At 67.8% G+C, this 15743-nt stretch carries 14 protein-coding genes; 6 read left to right on the top strand and 8 right to left on the bottom strand.

The genetic code is table 11. The annotated features are described in order from the left end of the window. Position 1: 1 nt before the first annotated feature. Positions 2 to 592: an archaellin/type IV pilin N-terminal domain-containing protein gene (locus C461_RS12155; RefSeq protein WP_008001643.1), complete on the bottom strand. Its 591-nt coding sequence runs from the start codon at positions 590 to 592 to the stop codon at positions 2 to 4. 280 nt (positions 593 to 872) lie between these two features. Further along, positions 873 to 1211, bottom strand: coding sequence for a hypothetical protein (locus tag C461_RS12150; protein WP_008001641.1), 339 nt, complete (start codon positions 1209 to 1211; stop codon positions 873 to 875). A gap of 184 nt (positions 1212 to 1395) precedes the next feature. Between C461_RS12150 and C461_RS12145 the strand changes: the two genes are divergently transcribed. Further along, positions 1396 to 1734 (top strand): helix-turn-helix domain-containing protein, encoded by a 339-nt coding sequence (locus tag C461_RS12145; RefSeq protein ID WP_008001639.1) that lies wholly within the window; start codon positions 1396 to 1398, stop codon positions 1732 to 1734. Positions 1735 to 1787: 53 nt separating this feature from the next. Here the strand turns inward: C461_RS12145 and C461_RS12140 are convergent, their stop codons facing one another. Further along, positions 1788 to 2516 (bottom strand): RAD55 family ATPase, encoded by a 729-nt coding sequence (locus tag C461_RS12140; RefSeq protein WP_008001637.1) that lies wholly within the window; start codon positions 2514 to 2516, stop codon positions 1788 to 1790. 176 nt (positions 2517 to 2692) lie between these two features. On the opposite strand from C461_RS12140, the gene C461_RS12135 reads away from it, so the two are divergent. Next, on the top strand, positions 2693 to 3256 hold the full coding sequence (locus C461_RS12135; protein WP_008001634.1) for a HalX domain-containing protein: 564 nt from the start codon (positions 2693 to 2695) through the stop codon (positions 3254 to 3256). Between the two features lie 61 nt (positions 3257 to 3317). On the opposite strand, the gene C461_RS12130 is transcribed toward C461_RS12135, so the two are convergent. Both C461_RS12130 and C461_RS12125 read right to left on the bottom strand, forming a co-directional pair. Continuing rightward, on the bottom strand, positions 3318 to 4739 hold the full coding sequence (locus tag C461_RS12130; protein WP_008001633.1) for a single-stranded-DNA-specific exonuclease RecJ: 1422 nt from the start codon (positions 4737 to 4739) through the stop codon (positions 3318 to 3320). A 47-nt stretch (positions 4740 to 4786) separates the two neighbouring features. Beyond that, on the bottom strand, positions 4787 to 5803 hold the full coding sequence (locus C461_RS12125) for an NAD-dependent epimerase/dehydratase family protein (RefSeq protein ID WP_008001632.1): 1017 nt from the start codon (positions 5801 to 5803) through the stop codon (positions 4787 to 4789). 123 nt (positions 5804 to 5926) lie between these two features. On the opposite strand from C461_RS12125, the gene C461_RS12120 reads away from it, so the two are divergent. The 3 genes from C461_RS12120 to C461_RS12110 all read left to right on the top strand — a co-directional run bounded on the left by C461_RS12120 (position 5927) and on the right by C461_RS12110 (position 10277). Beyond that, on the top strand, positions 5927 to 7234 hold the full coding sequence (locus C461_RS12120; RefSeq protein ID WP_008001631.1) for an O-acetylhomoserine aminocarboxypropyltransferase/cysteine synthase family protein: 1308 nt from the start codon (positions 5927 to 5929) through the stop codon (positions 7232 to 7234). Beyond that, entirely contained in the window at positions 7231 to 8523 is a 1293-nt protein-coding gene (metX, locus tag C461_RS12115; RefSeq protein ID WP_008001630.1) for a homoserine O-acetyltransferase MetX, read from the top strand. The genes C461_RS12120 and metX overlap by 4 nt, the downstream gene beginning before the upstream one ends. A gap of 101 nt (positions 8524 to 8624) precedes the next feature. Beyond that, positions 8625 to 10277 carry a long-chain fatty acid--CoA ligase gene (locus C461_RS12110; protein ID WP_008001629.1) on the top strand — a complete coding sequence of 551 codons (1653 nt, stop codon included), beginning with the start codon at positions 8625 to 8627 and terminating at the stop codon, positions 10275 to 10277. A gap of 675 nt (positions 10278 to 10952) precedes the next feature. On the opposite strand, the gene C461_RS12105 is transcribed toward C461_RS12110, so the two are convergent. After that, complete coding sequence (locus C461_RS12105) at positions 10953 to 11393, bottom strand: DUF5807 family protein (protein ID WP_008001628.1); 441 nt, start codon at positions 11391 to 11393, stop codon at positions 10953 to 10955. 308 nt (positions 11394 to 11701) lie between these two features. On the opposite strand from C461_RS12105, the gene C461_RS12100 reads away from it, so the two are divergent. Continuing rightward, positions 11702 to 14179 carry a DEAD/DEAH box helicase gene (locus tag C461_RS12100; RefSeq protein WP_008001625.1) on the top strand — a complete coding sequence of 826 codons (2478 nt, stop codon included), beginning with the start codon at positions 11702 to 11704 and terminating at the stop codon, positions 14177 to 14179. A 24-nt stretch (positions 14180 to 14203) separates the two neighbouring features. Here C461_RS12100 and C461_RS12095 read toward each other — a convergent pair whose 3' ends face one another. Together C461_RS12095 and C461_RS12090 are read right to left on the bottom strand one after the other, a co-directional pair. Beyond that, positions 14204 to 15292, bottom strand: coding sequence for a molybdopterin-dependent oxidoreductase (locus C461_RS12095; protein ID WP_008001624.1), 1089 nt, complete (start codon positions 15290 to 15292; stop codon positions 14204 to 14206). Positions 15293 to 15329: 37 nt separating this feature from the next. Further along, a partial coding sequence (locus C461_RS12090; RefSeq protein ID WP_008001623.1) for an MBL fold metallo-hydrolase occupies positions 15330 to 15743 on the bottom strand: 414 nt, incomplete at its 5' end.

The following is a 15743-nucleotide window of genomic DNA, read 5'->3' as shown; positions in this document are numbered from 1 at the left end:
GTTACAGCCTCACCGATGTTTGGCCTTTCGTCAGCGTCGTCGGGACACGGATTTCGGTCGTAGTCGTCGCGCCGGAAGCTGTAGTGAACGTGGCCGAAACGCGGTCACCAGAGCTGATGTTGCCGTAATCAACTTCACCATCATCGAGATCAACATTAACCTCGGCCCGGTCGCTGCTGTCGGTCAGGACGACGTCGCTGGTGGTGGGGTCCGTGAAGATTGTTACACTACCACCGAGATCATCCAGCTGGAACGCCACCTGTCCGTTCGCTCCGATGAGTTCCACGCTCGTCTGATTCAGGTCGATACTGCCGGCGCCGGGTGCCTTCGCGACGACGAAGTCGATCTCGTCGACACCTTGACTCCCGTTAACGTCCGTAACATTACCGGACTGACTCACGACCTGTATCCGGTCGCTCACCTGACTCGTACTCTCTTCGCCCGTTGCCTCCGCCTGCGTCTGCAGGAAGCCGGCGGTGTTGATCAGGACGCCGGCGGCGATCGCCGCCACCAGCACCATCGCGATGAACACGATGAGTGTCCCGATACCCACCTGACCGCGCTCTTCCTCGTCGGATATGGTTTCGAACATTGTGTGTTGCGTGGGCCCCCGGCCTGCCCGGCGGGCGTTATCGTTAGGGAGTCGAAATTCCCTATTAAAGACACTGTGCTGGTTATCTGATCTGATAAAACTGTGCAGTCATGCGATTATCGGGTTATTTTTACGGCGATAGTTTATATAATTATTAACGACGATTCGACGCGATTCTCGACAGTGAATATTTGGGTGTCGTCGTCGTGACGGGGGCGAAGCGGACGGGGTTGCTCGCCGATCGGTCCGCCGACCGGAGCCGATCGGCGCGGGCTCGGCGCTACCGCTCTTGGAGCCGCGACAGTTCGGAATCCGGGATGACGAACTCCCGCGTGCCGGGTTCGTAGACGGCCAGGCTCCCCGCGACGAGCGCCATCGACGCCGCGATCAGGCCGGTGTTGACGAGCAGCAGCGCCTGCGCGTTGCCGAAGGCGGTCCGGAACGCGGCGACGGGCGTCGCCACGGCGGCGACGACGACCAGCCCGAACCCGACCGCCAGGTACGCCATCGCCGTGCGGCCCGACGACCGATACGCCGACAGCGCGAACGCCAACAGCGTCGCGCTCGCGCCGGCGAGAATGGTGGTCGTCACGAGATACAACCCCTCGATCAGTTCCATACGCACCCTGTTCGGAGTCGAGTTATAAACCCACGGTGGCGGCTATCACCGCCGATAACACGGCGAATCTGCATTCACCGACGATCGAACGGTACGACTCTCGACGCCGTCTCGTGGTGTCTTTTCGGATCCTACGGATCACCGGTATCCTTTTAAGCTGTAAAAATCAACAACGATAACGTGAATGGTGGGGGACGATCTGATCACGGTGCTCGGCAACAAGTACAACACGGACATCCTGACGGCGACGGGGGACGCGAAGTCCGCACAGGACCTGAGCGACGAGCTCGAAGTCCCGATCGCGACGTGTTACCGCCGGATCAACGAGCTTGAAGAGGCCGATCTGCTCGAACTCCACGACCGGCCGCTCTCCGACGAGCATCGCCGCGTGAAGGTGTATCGGCGGAAAGTCGACGGCGTCGGTGTCGACTTCCGCGACGGGCTCACCGTCGAAGTCGAAGAGCGATCCGCCGTGAAAAACCGCCTCGACGACGTGTGGCGCGACCTCTCGTCGGGCCAGTAGCGGTCACGGAGCCGACTCCGGGGCGCCCCGGGCCCACCCAGTCGACTCGATGCTTAAAACGACGGCTCGTCAGATCGCCCCATCATCGAGAACCCGCCGGCCCGCTCGTGGACCGTGATCCCTCCCTCGCCGATCTCCATCGGGAAGATGTCGGTGTCGATGTCCTGTTTCCGCATCTTCGCCACCCACACGTACCGGTTGACGCCGGAGTCGGTCGGCGTCTGGATGAAGTAGATGTTCCCGTCGGTGAGGAAGTTCTCCAGCCCCACCTCGGTGTCGGGGAACACCGCCCCCTGCTCGTTGATAAGCAGCGAGGTCAACCCGTTGGCCTTGAGGATGTCCGAGAACTTCAGCAGGTACGTCCGCTTCTCCTGTTCGGCGTCGAAAAAGAGCTGGAACATCGACAGCGAGTCGAGAACCAGCCGGTCGAAGTCGCCGTCTTCGATGGTGTCGAGCAGCCGGTCGACCGCCGTCGAGAAATCGGTCTCTCTGAGCATCTCGCGTTTGTCCAAGATCACGATATCGCCGTCGTCGACGGCGTCGCCGAAGCCCTCGAGCCCGATCGACTCGGCGGCGCCGCGGATGTCCGTCTCGTCCTCCTCGAAGGAGACGTATACGCCGCGCTCGCCGTGTTCAGTAATGCCGTGGTAGAGGTACTGGATCCCGAAAATGCTCTTTCCGGTCCCGGGGTTCCCGGAGACGAGGACCGTCGACCGCTCCGTGATTCCGCCGGTGAGGATCGAGTCGAGCCCCTCGACCCCGGTGGAGACGAGTTCTGACATTCGTCTCGTCTTTGGCGACGCGAGTATATAAAAGACGATCCGACGGAGCGCCGTCTCGGTCGGCGGCAGTCGCCGACCGATCGCCGGCACGGACGGCGACAGCTTTATTTCTCGACACACTAGCCATCCTGTATGCCCGGTGAAGCGTGTCCCGTCGCGTCCGGCGGTGATCGGCGGTGAGCACTCCGTCCGTCCTCGTCGTGGAAGACGAACCCGACATCGCCGCGCTGTACGCGGGCTTCCTCGAAGAGCGGTACGACGTCGCGACCGCCGAGACCGCCGCCGAGGCGATCGACCGGGTCGACGGCGAGATCGACGTCGTGCTGCTCGACCGACGGCTCCCCGACGGGAGCGGTGACGACGTTCTCGAACACATCCGTGAGTCGGGATACGACTGTCGCGTCGCGATGGTCACCGCCGTCGAGCCCGATTTCGACATCATCGGGATGGGCTTCGATCTGTACCTCACCAAGCCCGTTAGCCGCACGAAGCTGCTGGCGGCGATCGACACCTTGCTGACGCGCAGCGAGTACGACGGCCTCGTGCAAGAGGCCGCGGCGCTCGCGAGCAAGCGCGCGGTTCTCAACTCGCAGAAGCCGGCGGCCCAGCGCGAGGGAAACGAGTCGTACGCCGAACTGGTCGATCGGTTGGCGGCCCTCGACGCCGACATCGACGACCTCGGCGAGTCGCTCTCTTCGGACGACTATCGCGCGATGTTCCGCGACCTCGGCGAGGCCTAAGCCCGAGGCCGCGTTCGCCGCTCGACGTCGCGTTCGCCGCTCGACGCCGGACGTCCCGTCCTCACGACAGCTGTTCGCCGACGAGCCGGTCGGCCGCCTCGACGAACGCGTCGCGTGTGTCGGCCGGAATCGTCGCCCCGGCGGCGACGTCGTGACCCCCGCCGTCGCCGCCGACCGACTGACTCGCCTCGCGCATCACGACCGAGAGGTCGAGTCCCTGTCGGACCAGCGCGTGCGAGCCGCGCGAGGACACTTTCAGTTCCTCGGCGCTCTCTTCGGCGAACGCGATCACCGGCTTGGACCGATCGACGGCCGGCGACCCGATGGCCATCCCGGCGATGATACCCACGATCGTCTCGCGGATCCGCGACCCCGCGTCGAACCACTGGAGGTTGTCCTCGTGAGTGACGCCTTCCGTCTTCACCCACTGGAGCCCCTCCGAGAGGTTCCGCCGGTGCGTGCGAAGGAGTCGCCGCGCCTCGGCGAGCGCGTCGCCCCGATCTCCGAGACACACGGCGAGCCCCACGTCGGCTCGGTCGTAGCGGGCGGTGGCGTTGAGCAACGTGGAGAACTCGCTCACGTCCCGCAGCTCCGTCCCCGGCTCCTCGTCGACGAGCGTGTAGGAGGTGCCGACGAGTGCCTCGATCCGATCTGCGGGGACGCCGGACGCGACGGCGCGACGCATTAACGCAGACGCGAGCGTCCGTCGCTCCTCGCCGTCGAGGTCGACCCAGCGGCGCCACTCGCCGTCGCGTTTCACGTCGATGTCGAGGTCGGTCAGGAACGCGATCGCGCCCGCCTCGTCGTTCGACACGCCGGGGATCTGCACGTCCGACGCGTACTCCAGCAGCTTCGGGAGCGGTCGGGTCTGCCGGCCGTACAGGTCGAGGTCGGTCCGCGTTTCGACGACGGCGGCGTCGACGCCGTCGGCGACGATCGCCTCGTTGGCCCCGACGAGGCCGCCGTCGGAGTCCTGCATGTCGCCGACGGCGCCGACGATCGCCAGCGCGGCGAGGTCGCGGTTGTCGCCGTCGGGGCCTTCGAGCGCCCGGGCGAGGACGTAGCTCGCGCCCGCCCCCGACAGCTCGCTCGCGCCGTTGATCCCCTCCAAGAGCGGGTTGAGGTGGAACTCGGTGTCCGCGTCGGCCGGCTGGTGGTGATCGGCGATGATAGGGGTGAAGTCGCCGGCGGCCTCGCGGTCGGCGATCACGTCGAGCTGTCCGGAGCCGAAGTCGGTGAAAAGCACCGTCTCGAACTCGCGGGCCGCGATCCCGGCGATCGACGCCTCGTCGAGCTGCTTCTCGAAGACGACCTCGTGGTCGATCCCGGCGCGAGCGAGGGCCGTGGAGGCGATCGCGGCGCTGGTGAGCCCGTCCGCGTCGATGTGAGAGGCGAGCAGGACGCGGTCCGCCGACCGGAGTCGGTCGGCGCAGGCGTCGGCGCGCTCAGCGAGGTCGGGTACGGGTGTGCCGGCGGCTGCCATTACCGCTCGTTGGCGCGTCGTGGGGGATAAACTGTCGCTTCGAGCCCTCAGCGCCCGCCGACGAACGCGGCGGTCGCCTCGCGCCACTCCCGGATCACGGCGTCGTCGGACTCCGCGTCCCACGGGTCGATATCGCCCGTCGATTCGAGCGCGTCGGCCGCCCGGCGAACGCCCGTCTCGAAGTCGATCGTGTACGCGAAGCCGAGGTCTCGCTCGGCCTTCGCGTTGTCGAACACGGTGGTGTATCGGAGATGGTCGGCGAGCAGGTCGGTCCGCTCGGGAAGCCGTTCGCAAAGCAGGTCGGTCGGCACGTGGACGAGTTCGGGCTCGGGGGCGTCGAGGGCGCTCGCGACTCGACGGTGGTACTGGTTCCAGGTCATCGGCTCCCCGCTCGTGACGTGGTAGGCCTCGCCGTGGGCGGACGCGTTCCCGACGGCGCCGACGAACGCGCCGGCGACGTCGTCGCGGTGACACGGTCCCCACAGGGCGGTGCCGTCCCCGTGGACGATCACGGGCTTCCCCTCGCGGATCCGGTCGAGGTAGTACGTTCCCGACCCGAGCGTGTGGAGGACGGGGCCCCGGTCGCCGTAGGTGCTCCACGGACGGATCACGGTCGTCGCGAACGCGTCGCCGTGCGCGTCGAAGAAGACGTCCTCGGCGGCGGCCTTGTCGGCGGCGTAGTCGCTGACGGGCGCCGCGTCGGTCTCCGACTCTCGGGGCGCGGACTCCGTGATCGGCTGGTCCGCCGGCGGCCGCCGGTAGACGTCGACCGTCGAACAGAAGACGTACTGGTCGGCGACGCCGGCGAACGCGTCGACGGCGTCGCGGGCGGTCTCGGGGCCGAAACACACCATGTCGATCACGCAGTCCGGGTCGACCTCGGCGGCGACTCGATCGAGATCCTCGCGACGGCTTCTGTCACCGTGTCGGAACCGAACGGCCTCCGGAACGTCCGCGTCGGTGGTTCCGCGGGTGAACGCGACGACCTCGTGGCCGGCCGCGACGAGCTGTCGGGCGATCCCGGTGCTGATGAGTCCGGTTCCGCCAATGATGAGCACGCGCATGATCGCCGTCCGCTCCGGACGAATAAAAAGCGACCACGAGACGCCGACGCCCGCGCGGCCGACAGAGGCATCACTTGCCGTAACTGACGGTTATAGATGTCTGAGGATATATGCACTACACACATGACACGTGGGTTCAACACCCGGAGTCTCCACGCCGGCGCCGAGCCCGATCCGGCGACAGGAGCGCGCGCGACCCCGATTCACCAGACGACCTCCTTCGTCTTCGACGACGCGGACACGGCGGCCGAGCAGTATGCGCTCCGGGCGGAGGGCCACATCTACTCCCGGCTCTCCAACCCGACGGTGAGCGTGCTCGAAGACCGGCTGGCCGACCTGTCGGGCGGGTCCGACGCGGTCGCGACCGGCTCGGGGATGGCGGCGTTCGACGCGATCGCGACGGTGCTCGCGAGCGCGGGCGACAACGTCGTCGCCAGTTCGGAGATGTACGGCGGGACGGCCGCGTACCTCACGAGCATCGCGAGCCGTCGCGGGGTCGAAGCGCGGCTCGTCGACACGCTCGACTACGACGCGTACGCCGACGTGATCGACGAGAACACCGCGTTCGTCCACGTGGAGACGGTCGCGAATCCCTCGCTCGTCACGCCCGACTTCGAGCGGCTCGCCGAGATCGCCCACGAGAACGCCGTCCCGCTCGTCGTCGACAACACCTTCGCGAGCCCGTACCTCTGTCGGCCGTTCGAGCACGGCGCCGACATCGTCTGGGAGTCGACGACGAAGTGGATCACGGGCAACGGGACGACCGTCGGCGGGATCGTCGTCGACGGCGGCCAGTTCCCGTGGGACCACCCCGACGCCGACTACGACGAACTCGACGGCCAGTCCCCCGCCTACCCGATCGACTTCGTCGAGCAGTTCGGCGACGCCGCCTTCGCCAACGTCGCCCGCCAGCGCGGGGTGCGCCCCACCGGCGGCCAACAGTCCCCGTTCGACGCGTGGCAGACGATCCAGGGACTCAACACGCTCCCGCTCCGAATGGACCGGCACTGCGAGAACGCCCGGACCGTCGCCGAGTTCCTCCGGGGCGACGACCGGGTCGACTGGGTGACGTACCCCGGCTTCGAGGACCACCCCACCCACGACAACGCCGCCGAGTACCTCGACGGCTACGGGGGGATGGTCACGTTCGGTGTCGACGGCGGCTACGAGGCCGCCAAGACGTTCTGTGAGGCCGTCGATCTGACGAGCTTCCTCGCGAACATCGGCGACGCGAAGACGCTCGTCATCCACCCCGCGTCCACCACCCACGCGCAGATGGACGAGACCCAACAGCGGCTCGCCGGGGTCTTCCCGGACATGCTCCGGCTCTCCGTCGGGATCGAGGACCCCGACGACGTGATCGCCGACCTGGACCGCGGGCTGGCGGCGGGCGAACGCGCCGCGACGGGCGAGGAGGGGAGATCCGAATGAGCGCGACGCCGTCCGAGGACGGAATCGCCTCGCTCGGCGAGTTCGCCTTCGAGTGCGGGCAGTCGGTCCCCGACTTGGAGGTCGCCTACGAGACGCACGGCGAGTTCGACGGCGACAACGTCGTCTTGGTCTGTCACGCGCTCACCGGCAGCCAGAACGTCGCGCGGTCGCCGTCGCCGGAGCGAGACGCCGGGCAGGCGGGCCAGGCTCGGGCGTGGTGGGACGACATCGTCGGCCCCGGAAAGGCGATCGACACCACGGAGTACTACGTCGTCTGCGCGAACGTCCCCGGCTCCTGTTACGGCACCACGGGACCGACGAGCGAGCGCCCCGCCGACCTCGACCTCTCCGATGCGCCCGACCACGACCGCTGGGGGACCGCCTTCCCGCCGGTCCAGGTCGAAGACTGGGCGCGCGCGCAGCGCCGCCTGCTCGATCACCTCGGCGTGGGGCGGCTCCGGGCGGTCGTCGGCGGGAGCGTCGGCGGGATGAACGCCCTCGAATGGGCCAAGCGGTACCCTGACGACGTCGACCGCGTCGTCGCCATCGCGACCGCCGGCCGTCTCGACGCGCAGTGTCTGGCGCTCGACGCGATCGCCCGTCGGGCGATCCGCGCCGATCAGCACTGGAACGGCGGCGACTACTACGGCCCGGACCGGCCGTCGCCGGACGAGGGGCTCGCCATCGCGAGACAGATCGGCCACGTGATGTACCTCTCGAAGGCGTCGATGGAGCGGAAGTTCGGCCGCCGGTCGGCGGGTCGCGACTCGTTGACCCGCGAAGACGGCGACCTCGGGCTCCCGCCGGAGCCGACGGCGGCGTTCTTCCCGTACCGCGAGGTCGAGTCGTACCTCGACTATCAGGCGGAGGGATTCAGCGACCGCTTCGACGCCAACAGCTACCTCTACCTCACGCGTGCGATGGACGAGTACGACCTGTCGGCCGGTCACGGGAGCGACGCCGACGCGCTCGCCGCCTTCGAGGGCGAGGCGCTGTTGATGAGCTTCACCGCCGACTGGCACTTCACCGTCGAGCAGTCGACGTCGCTGGCGAGCGCCTTCCGCGAGCGCGACGTACCGGTCGCCCACCACGTGATCGACTCGGAACACGGCCACGACGCGTTTCTCGTCGAGCCCGAGCACGTCGGTCCGCCCCTTCGCGACTTCCTCGCCGAGGGGATCGCGGGCCGCACGGTCTCCGACGACGGGAGCGGCGAGACGGACGGCGGGCGGACCGCCCGCCCGAAGCGCGATCACGCACCCGTTCACTCCAGTCTCTTCCGGGGGTAGGTCCGCGCGAGACGGCGCCCTCGCTCCGGACCGGCCGTCGCGAATAGCTCATGATCAACCATGATAACGTTCATTGTTCTCGACCTCGTGGTACGGAAGGTATGCCCGGTGGACACTCACAGACGCTCCGACCGTTCCTGTGGCGCGCGCAACGACTGTACCCCGACACCGAGGTCGTCTCCCGGACCCACGAGGGCCGCACGCGACACACCTACGCCGAGTACGCCGACCGGACGGCCCGACTCGCGAACGCGCTCGACGAGTACGGGATCGAGCGCGGTGACAGGGTAGCGACGTTCTGTTGGAACCACACCCGTCACTTCGAGACGTACTTCGGCGTGCCGAACACCGGCGCGCAGCTCCACACGATCAACCCGCTGCTGCCGGACGAGCACATCCGGTACATCGTCGACGACGCCGCCGACGAGATCGTCTTCGTCGACCCGTCGCTCGCCGGGAAGCTCGCGTCCGCGGCCGAGGGCGCGGAGGAGTTCGCCGACGTCGACTTCGTCGTGATGGGCTCCTCGGAGATCGACGAGATCGACGCGACCCCCTACGAGGCGTTCATCGCCGACCAGCCGACCGAGTACGACTGGCCCGAACTCGACAGTGATCAGCCCGCCGGCCTCTGTTACACCTCCGGAACGACGGGAAAGCCGAAGGGCGTCGAGTACACCCAGTCGATGCTGTGGAGCCACACGATGGCGTCCCAGACGCCGCAGGGGATCCCGATGGAGGACTCCGACGTGGTCATGCCGGTCGTCCCCATGTTCCACGTCAACGCGTGGGGGATGCCGTTCACCGCGACCGCGGCGGGCGCGAAGCACGTGTACCCGGGGCCGTCGCCGGACCCGGCCGACCTCGCGGCGCTGATCGAAGAGGAGGGCGTGACGATCTCGGCGGGCGTCCCCACCGTCTGGCTCGGCCTGCAGGAGTACATCACCGCGGGCAACGACGTCGACCTCTCCTCGCTCGACACCGTGATCGTCGGCGGCGCGGCCGCGCCGCGGTCGCTGATCGAGTGGTACGACGACCGCGGCGTCGAGGTGCTCCACGCGTGGGGGATGACGGAGCTGTCGCCGATCGGCACCGTCTCGCACCTCACCGCCGACCTGCGAGACGCCGACTACGACACGCAGGTCGACAAGCGGTCGAAACAGGGGCTCGTCGTCCCCGGCTTGGAGTTCCGAGTCATCGATGAGGACGGCGAGGAGATCCCGTGGGACGGTGAGGCGTTCGGCGAACTTCGAATTCGCGGGCCGTGGGTCACCAAGGAGTACTTCGCGCGGCCGGACGCCAGCGAGGAGTCGTTCGTCGACGGCTGGCTCAAGACCGGCGACGTGGTCACCGTCGACGAGGACGGCTACCTCCAGCTCGTCGACCGGACGAAAGACGTGATCAAGTCGGGCGGCGAGTGGATCTCCAGCGTCGAGTTGGAGAACGCGATCATGGCGTACGACGGCGTGAGCGAGGCTACCGTCGTCGGCGTCCCCCACGAGCGCTGGCAGGAGCGCCCGGTCGCGTTCGTCGTCGCCGCCGACGGCGTCGACCGCGAGGCGCTCGTCGACGAGATCGAGACCGGCCTCCGCGAGGAGTACCCGAAGTGGTGGGTGCCGGACGCGGTGGAGTTCATCGACGAGGTGCCGAAGACCGCCACCGGGAAGTTCTCGAAGAAGGACCTCCGGGAGCAGTACGCCGACCAGTCGCTCGTCGAGGGATCGGTGCCGGAGTCGGACGCCCCCGAGCAGGAGTAGGCTCGGTCGGCCCCGCTCCGTCCCTCGGTAGCTGACAGTCCCGATTTGGCCGCGGTCAATACAGACACCGCGGCGATCGAGAGCGGGAGTGGGTATATGACTGGGTGGAGGCGGCCATTTATAACTGAGCGAGTGGCGTTGCTGTCGATCGTTTATAAATCGTTACTGGCGCGGTGAACACCTCCAAAAGCCCCAGCCGCGAGGGCGGTGCACGCTCGCTGCGCGCCTCACTCGGTCGCTAGCGCTCTCTCGTTGCGGTGCTTACGTCGCCTGCGCAGCCCTCGCGGCTGGCCCTTTTGAATCCCAACCCGAACCGCTCCGCAACCGCAGCCTCACACCTCCCCAACCTCGCGGCTCCCTGCTCGCGGCTTCGCCGCTCGCCATCGAGGTGCTCACTCCGTTCGCACCTCGCACCGCTCGCCGCGTCCCTCGTGCTCGGATTCGCGCCGCGTTGCGGCGCTCACCGGAGCGCGCCGACCGCGGTTATCTATTTATAAACAATTACCGCCACCGTTCTCGGTTATTTATATACTACGTCGCCGTCTGCGGTCGACAATACTCACTCCCGCTCTCGTTCAGCAGGCCCTTTTCAACGACTCGCTGGTTCAGGCGGAACTGTCTCTGGAGAAGGGTATTCCGACAGAACCGGCCGATCCGATACCGGTCGAGGACGCGTTATTCGGCGCGCTCGCCGACGACCCACTTGTGCGAGTAGCTCTCGCCGCAGGTGCAGTGAGCGTACGCGTGGACCACGTCGCCCTCGGCGTAGAGGCCGCCGACCTCCTCGTTTTGCGCCTCCGCGAAGGCGAAGACGAACCGCACGTCGTGGTCGTCGTCGGGGGCTTCCTCGGCGAACGGGCACTCTCCGCCGTCGAGCGATCGGGCGATCGTCCCCTCGGCGCCCATCGCGGTCTTCGCGAACTCCATCGCGCCCATGCCCGTGCCGGCCTCGAACGCCGACCGACCGGTCTCGCCGTCGAGGATCAGCAGGACGCCGTCGTCGGTCTCGGTACCGACGTTGCGGAGCCGAGAATCGTCGTCGAGGGACGCGTCGCTGAGGAACAAGACGACGTCGTCGAGCCGCTCGCCCGCGAGGAACTCGTCGAGTTTGCTCATGCCGGCCGGAGGCACGTGAGCCCTAAAAGGGGTGCGAGTCGTCGCCGTCCGACGCGCGGATCCCCGTCGCAAGCGCGTCACGCCGCGATCGATGCCGACGCGACTGGAATCGGGGTAAGTGTTAATACGTACCACTGAGATCCGTCCCCTGATGAGCGCGCAATCACCATCCGAAGACCGACTCGTCGAGTGGGCGCGTCTGGTCGACGAGGACGTCCCCGAAGAGCTCCGAGAGGACCGCTCCGCCGAGAGATAACTTTCACCCCGCTTCGCGAAGCCTTTAGGCCGAAGGCGGCGTAGGCCCGCCGATGGCGACCGAGGCCGCCGGAATCGACCGACCCCTGATCGTCGACGACTTCCTACAGCGGCGCCGCTACCAGCTCCAGCTGGCTGACGCCGCGGCCGACGACCACACCCTCGTCTGTCTCCCGACCGGCCTCGGCAAGACGACCGTGAGCCTGCTCGTCACCGCCGAGCGCCTCCACGAGGCCGGCGGGAAGGCCCTCTTTTTGGCCCCCACCAAACCCCTCGTCCAGCAGCACGCGGACTTCTACCGCGAGGCGCTGTCGATCCCGGCCGACGAGATCGTCGTGTTCACCGGGGACGTGAAGCCCGACGACCGCGCCGCGGTGTGGGACGACGCGCGGATCGTGATCGCGACCCCGCAGGTCGTCGAGAACGACCTCGTCGGGAACCGCATCTCGCTCCGGGACGTGACGCACCTGACGTTCGACGAGTGTCACCGCGCGACCGGCGACTACGCGTACGTGTACATCGCCGAGCGGTACCACGCCGACGCCGCCGACCCCCTCGTCACCGGGATGTCCGCCTCGCCCGGCGGCGACACCGAGGAGATCCAAACGGTCTGTGAGAACCTCGGCCTGCGGAACGTGGAGGTGATGACCGAAGCGGACGCCGACGTCGACGAGTACACCCACGACACCGACGTGCGCTGGGAGCAGGTCACCCTCCCCGACGAGGTGATCGTGATCCGCGACGCGCTCAACGAGGTGATCACCGACCGGCTAGAGAAGCTGAAGTCGCTCGGCGTGACGAACAAGACGAGTCCCGACCTCTCCCAGCGCGACCTCAACGAGATGCGCGGGAAGCTCAAGAAGATGATGGACAACGACCAGTCGGACGGCTACAAGGGGATGTCCACCCACGCCGAGGTGATGAAGCTCCGGCGCGCGACGGAGCTGGTCGAGACCCAGTCGGTCGAGTCCGTTCGCCGGTACTTCGAGCGGCAGCGCGAGGCGGCCCGATCGTCGGGCGCGTCGAAGGCGAGCCAGCGGATGGTCGCGGACCCGAAGGTGCGCGAGGCGATGCGGAAGGCGGAGTCGTTCGACGGGCTCCACCCGAAGTTCTCGAAGGCCCGGATCCTCTTGGCGGAGACGCTCGGGATCAACGACGGCGAGCGCGCCATTCTCTTCACTGAGTCCCGCGACACCGCCGAGGCGCTCGTGGAGTTCCTCTCGACCAGCTTCGCCGTCCGGAAGTTCGTCGGACAGGGCGACAAGGAGGGCTCCGACGGGATGAGCCAGAAGCAACAACAGGAGACGCTCGACGAGTTCAAAGCCGGCGCGTTCGAAGTGCTCGTCTCCACCTCGGTCGCGGAGGAGGGGCTTGACGTCCCCGAAGTCGACCTGGTCTGCTTCTACGAGCCCGTTCCCACCGCGATCCGGTCGATCCAGCGGAAGGGGCGGACCGGCCGACAGGCCGAAGGGCAGGTCGTCGTTCTGATGGCCGAAGACACCCGGGACGAGGCGTTCTTCTGGATCTCCCGGCGCCGCGAGAAGAAGATGGCCAACCAGCTCGCGGAGCTGAAAGCCGCCACCGACGACATCGAAGACACCGTCGGCGACGACGGGCAGGCCGGGCTCGACGCGTTCGGCGGGGGATCCGGGAGCGAGAGCGATGCGGAAGCTGACGACAGCCCGGCTGAAAACGCCGACAGCGACACCGAAGTCGATGACGGCGGCGCTGCCGACAGCGACGACCCCGGACTCACCGACTTCGCCGAGGAAGCGCGGGCCAGCGAGGAGAGCGCCGACGATGGCGAGGCGACCGACGAGGCTGAAGCGAGCGAGGGCGACAACGACGCCGACGGCGTCGTCGCCACCGCCGGCGTCGAAGACGGCGTGGAAATCGTCGTCGACCAGCGCGAGCTCGACTCCTCGATCGCGAAGAGCCTCTCGACGCGGGACGGGCTCGTCACCCGGCTGGAAACGCTCGCCGTCGGCGACTACGTGCTCTCTGACCGGGTCGCCGTCGAGCGGAAGTCGGCGGCGGACTTCGTCGACTCGATGCTCGATGCCGACCGGTCGCTGTTCGAGCAGGTCGGCGAACTCTCGCGGGCGTACGCCCGCCCCGTGATGGTCGTCGAGGGGACGAATCTCTACGGTCAGCGCGATATCGATCCCAACGCGATCCGCGGCGCGCTCGCGTCGCTGGCGGTCGATTTCGACGTGAGCGTTCTCCGAACCGAGGGGGAGACCGACACGACCGAACTGCTCGCGACGATCGCCCGCCGCGAGCAGGAGACGCGCGACCGGGAGGTGAGCGTCCACGGCGAGAAGACGACGAAGACCCGCGCGGAACAACAGGAGTACGTCGTCTCCGCCATCGCCGATATCGGCCCCGTCACGGCCCGTACTCTCCTCGAACACTTCGGTTCGGTCGAGGCCGTGATGACGGCACCAGAGGACGACCTATTGGACGTCGACGGCGTCGGCCCGGTGACCGCAGAGCGGATCCGCGAGGTCGTCGGCGCGGACTACGAGTGATCCGCGCGGCGTGAAACGTGTCCGTTAGTCGAATCCGCTTATCAGGGTCACCACCCACTGACCGAGGTCGTACTCAGATCGAACTTCTACCTGCGTCACCCACTTCACCCACTGGAACCCGCGGCGGTCGGGCGCGACGAGCCGGGCCGGTGCGCCGTGGCCGTGACGCAACCGCTCCCCGCCGACGTGGGTCGCGAGCAGGGCCTCCCTCGCCTCGTCGAGCGGGAGACTCCAGCGGTACCCCGTGACCGAGGTGAACCGGACGTAGGCGGCGTCCTCGCCGACGTCGCCGGCGGCGTCGAGGAGGTCGCCGACACGGATCCCGCCCCACTCCTGAACCGTGTACCAGCCGCTGGTGCAGTCGAGCAGCGCCTCCGTCTCGTGACCCGCCGCGAGTTCGTCAGCGGTCAGTTCGACCGGCTCGCTCACGAGTCCGTCCACACGTAGCCGGTAGTCCTCCCGGTCGATCGGGTCCGGATCGTCGGCGACCCACGAGGTGATCGGAAACGAGCCGTTTCCTTCGCCGTCACGGGGCTGCGATCCGGTGAACCGTCGATCCGCACCGGGGGTGTCGAACAGGTCGTTGAGGGCTTCCTGTATCCGGTAGACCACGGCCCCGGCGGCCAGAAGGACGGTGTAGCGCACGGCGGTCCGGCGACGCTCGAAGTCGACTCGTCGGGGAGCCCGAAATCGGGTCGCGGCGTGGGCGACGACGAGCGGGAGGAGTGCGAGTCCGAATCCGACGTGGACGGAGAGCAGGGTCCAGTAGGAGATCCGGACGTCGAGCCCGAACACCCAGACGATCCCCGTGGCGAGCGACCCGAGGGCGGTGACGAGCGTCAGGACCGACAGCGCGGTCGATCGCCGCCACAGGTTCGGGTTCGTGAGGCGGCGACGGACTCGCGCGAGCTTCCACGCGAGCAGCGCGACGATCCCGACCCCGAGCGCGCGGTGCAGCCAGAACAGCGGCCACCCCTCGGGGACGCCCACGGTGAACGAGACGAGTCCGGTCACGACCTCCGCCGAGACGAACAGCAGCAGCGACCAGTCGACGGCGCGCGGCGGCGACTCGAGCCGGTCGAGCGCCGCGCGAAGTCGGGAGTCCGCCTTCATCCCGATCGTGTTATGCGTTACCGAGGTAAAAGTCTCGTCACAGCTCGTACGTCTCGCCGTCGACCGCCAGCGGCTCTTCGAACGCCTCCTCGGGCGGGTAGAAGTGCGCGAGGTGGACGAGCCGCGTCCGGTCGGCGTTCAGCTCGTCGGCGAGCGCCAGCGCCCCCTCTCGGGTCATGTGCTTCGACCCGAACGTGCGGGGGACGCCGTCGGGCCCCTCGTGGCGCCCGCCGATCGGGTGGTGTTCACAGAGCGACGCGGGGACGATGGCGTCGGCCAACAAGAGGTCGGCGTCCGCGAGCGCCTCGCGGGAGGCGGCCGGGATGTCGTAGCTCGTGTCGCCGGTCAGCGAGAGCTTCGCACCCGTCTCCGGGTCCTCGATGACGGCCCCGAAACAGAGCAGCGGCGGGTGGTCGACGGGGACGAATCGGACCTCGAACCCGCACGTCTC

Origin of the sequence: Halorubrum aidingense JCM 13560 (assembly GCF_000336995.1) — an archaeon.
GTDB classification, from domain to species: Archaea; Halobacteriota; Halobacteria; order Halobacteriales; family Haloferacaceae; genus Halorubrum; species Halorubrum aidingense.
The sequence above is the reverse complement of the archived record's forward strand: the minus strand, read 5'-3'. Positions and strand labels throughout refer to the sequence as shown.

Excerpts from the sequence above, each read along its gene's own strand:
- C461_RS12155 (WP_008001643.1), bottom strand. The coding sequence starts at position 592 with ATGTTCGAAACCATATCCGACGAGGAAGAGCGCGGTCAGGTGGGTATC.
- C461_RS12150 (WP_008001641.1), bottom strand. The coding sequence starts at position 1,211 with ATGGAACTGATCGAGGGGTTGTATCTCGTGACGACCACCATTCTCGCC.
- C461_RS12145 (WP_008001639.1), top strand. The coding sequence starts at position 1,396 with ATGGTGGGGGACGATCTGATCACGGTGCTCGGCAACAAGTACAACACG.
- C461_RS12140 (WP_008001637.1), bottom strand. The coding sequence starts at position 2,516 with ATGTCAGAACTCGTCTCCACCGGGGTCGAGGGGCTCGACTCGATCCTC.
- C461_RS12130 (WP_008001633.1), bottom strand. The coding sequence starts at position 4,739 with ATGGCAGCCGCCGGCACACCCGTACCCGACCTCGCTGAGCGCGCCGAC.
- C461_RS12125 (WP_008001632.1), bottom strand. The coding sequence starts at position 5,803 with ATGCGCGTGCTCATCATTGGCGGAACCGGACTCATCAGCACCGGGATC.
- C461_RS12120 (WP_008001631.1), top strand. The coding sequence starts at position 5,927 with ATGACACGTGGGTTCAACACCCGGAGTCTCCACGCCGGCGCCGAGCCC.
- metX (WP_008001630.1), top strand. The coding sequence starts at position 7,231 with ATGAGCGCGACGCCGTCCGAGGACGGAATCGCCTCGCTCGGCGAGTTC.
- C461_RS12110 (WP_008001629.1), top strand. The coding sequence starts at position 8,625 with ATGCCCGGTGGACACTCACAGACGCTCCGACCGTTCCTGTGGCGCGCG.
- C461_RS12105 (WP_008001628.1), bottom strand. The coding sequence starts at position 11,393 with ATGAGCAAACTCGACGAGTTCCTCGCGGGCGAGCGGCTCGACGACGTC.
- C461_RS12100 (WP_008001625.1), top strand. The coding sequence starts at position 11,702 with ATGGCGACCGAGGCCGCCGGAATCGACCGACCCCTGATCGTCGACGAC.
- C461_RS12095 (WP_008001624.1), bottom strand. The coding sequence starts at position 15,292 with ATGAAGGCGGACTCCCGACTTCGCGCGGCGCTCGACCGGCTCGAGTCG.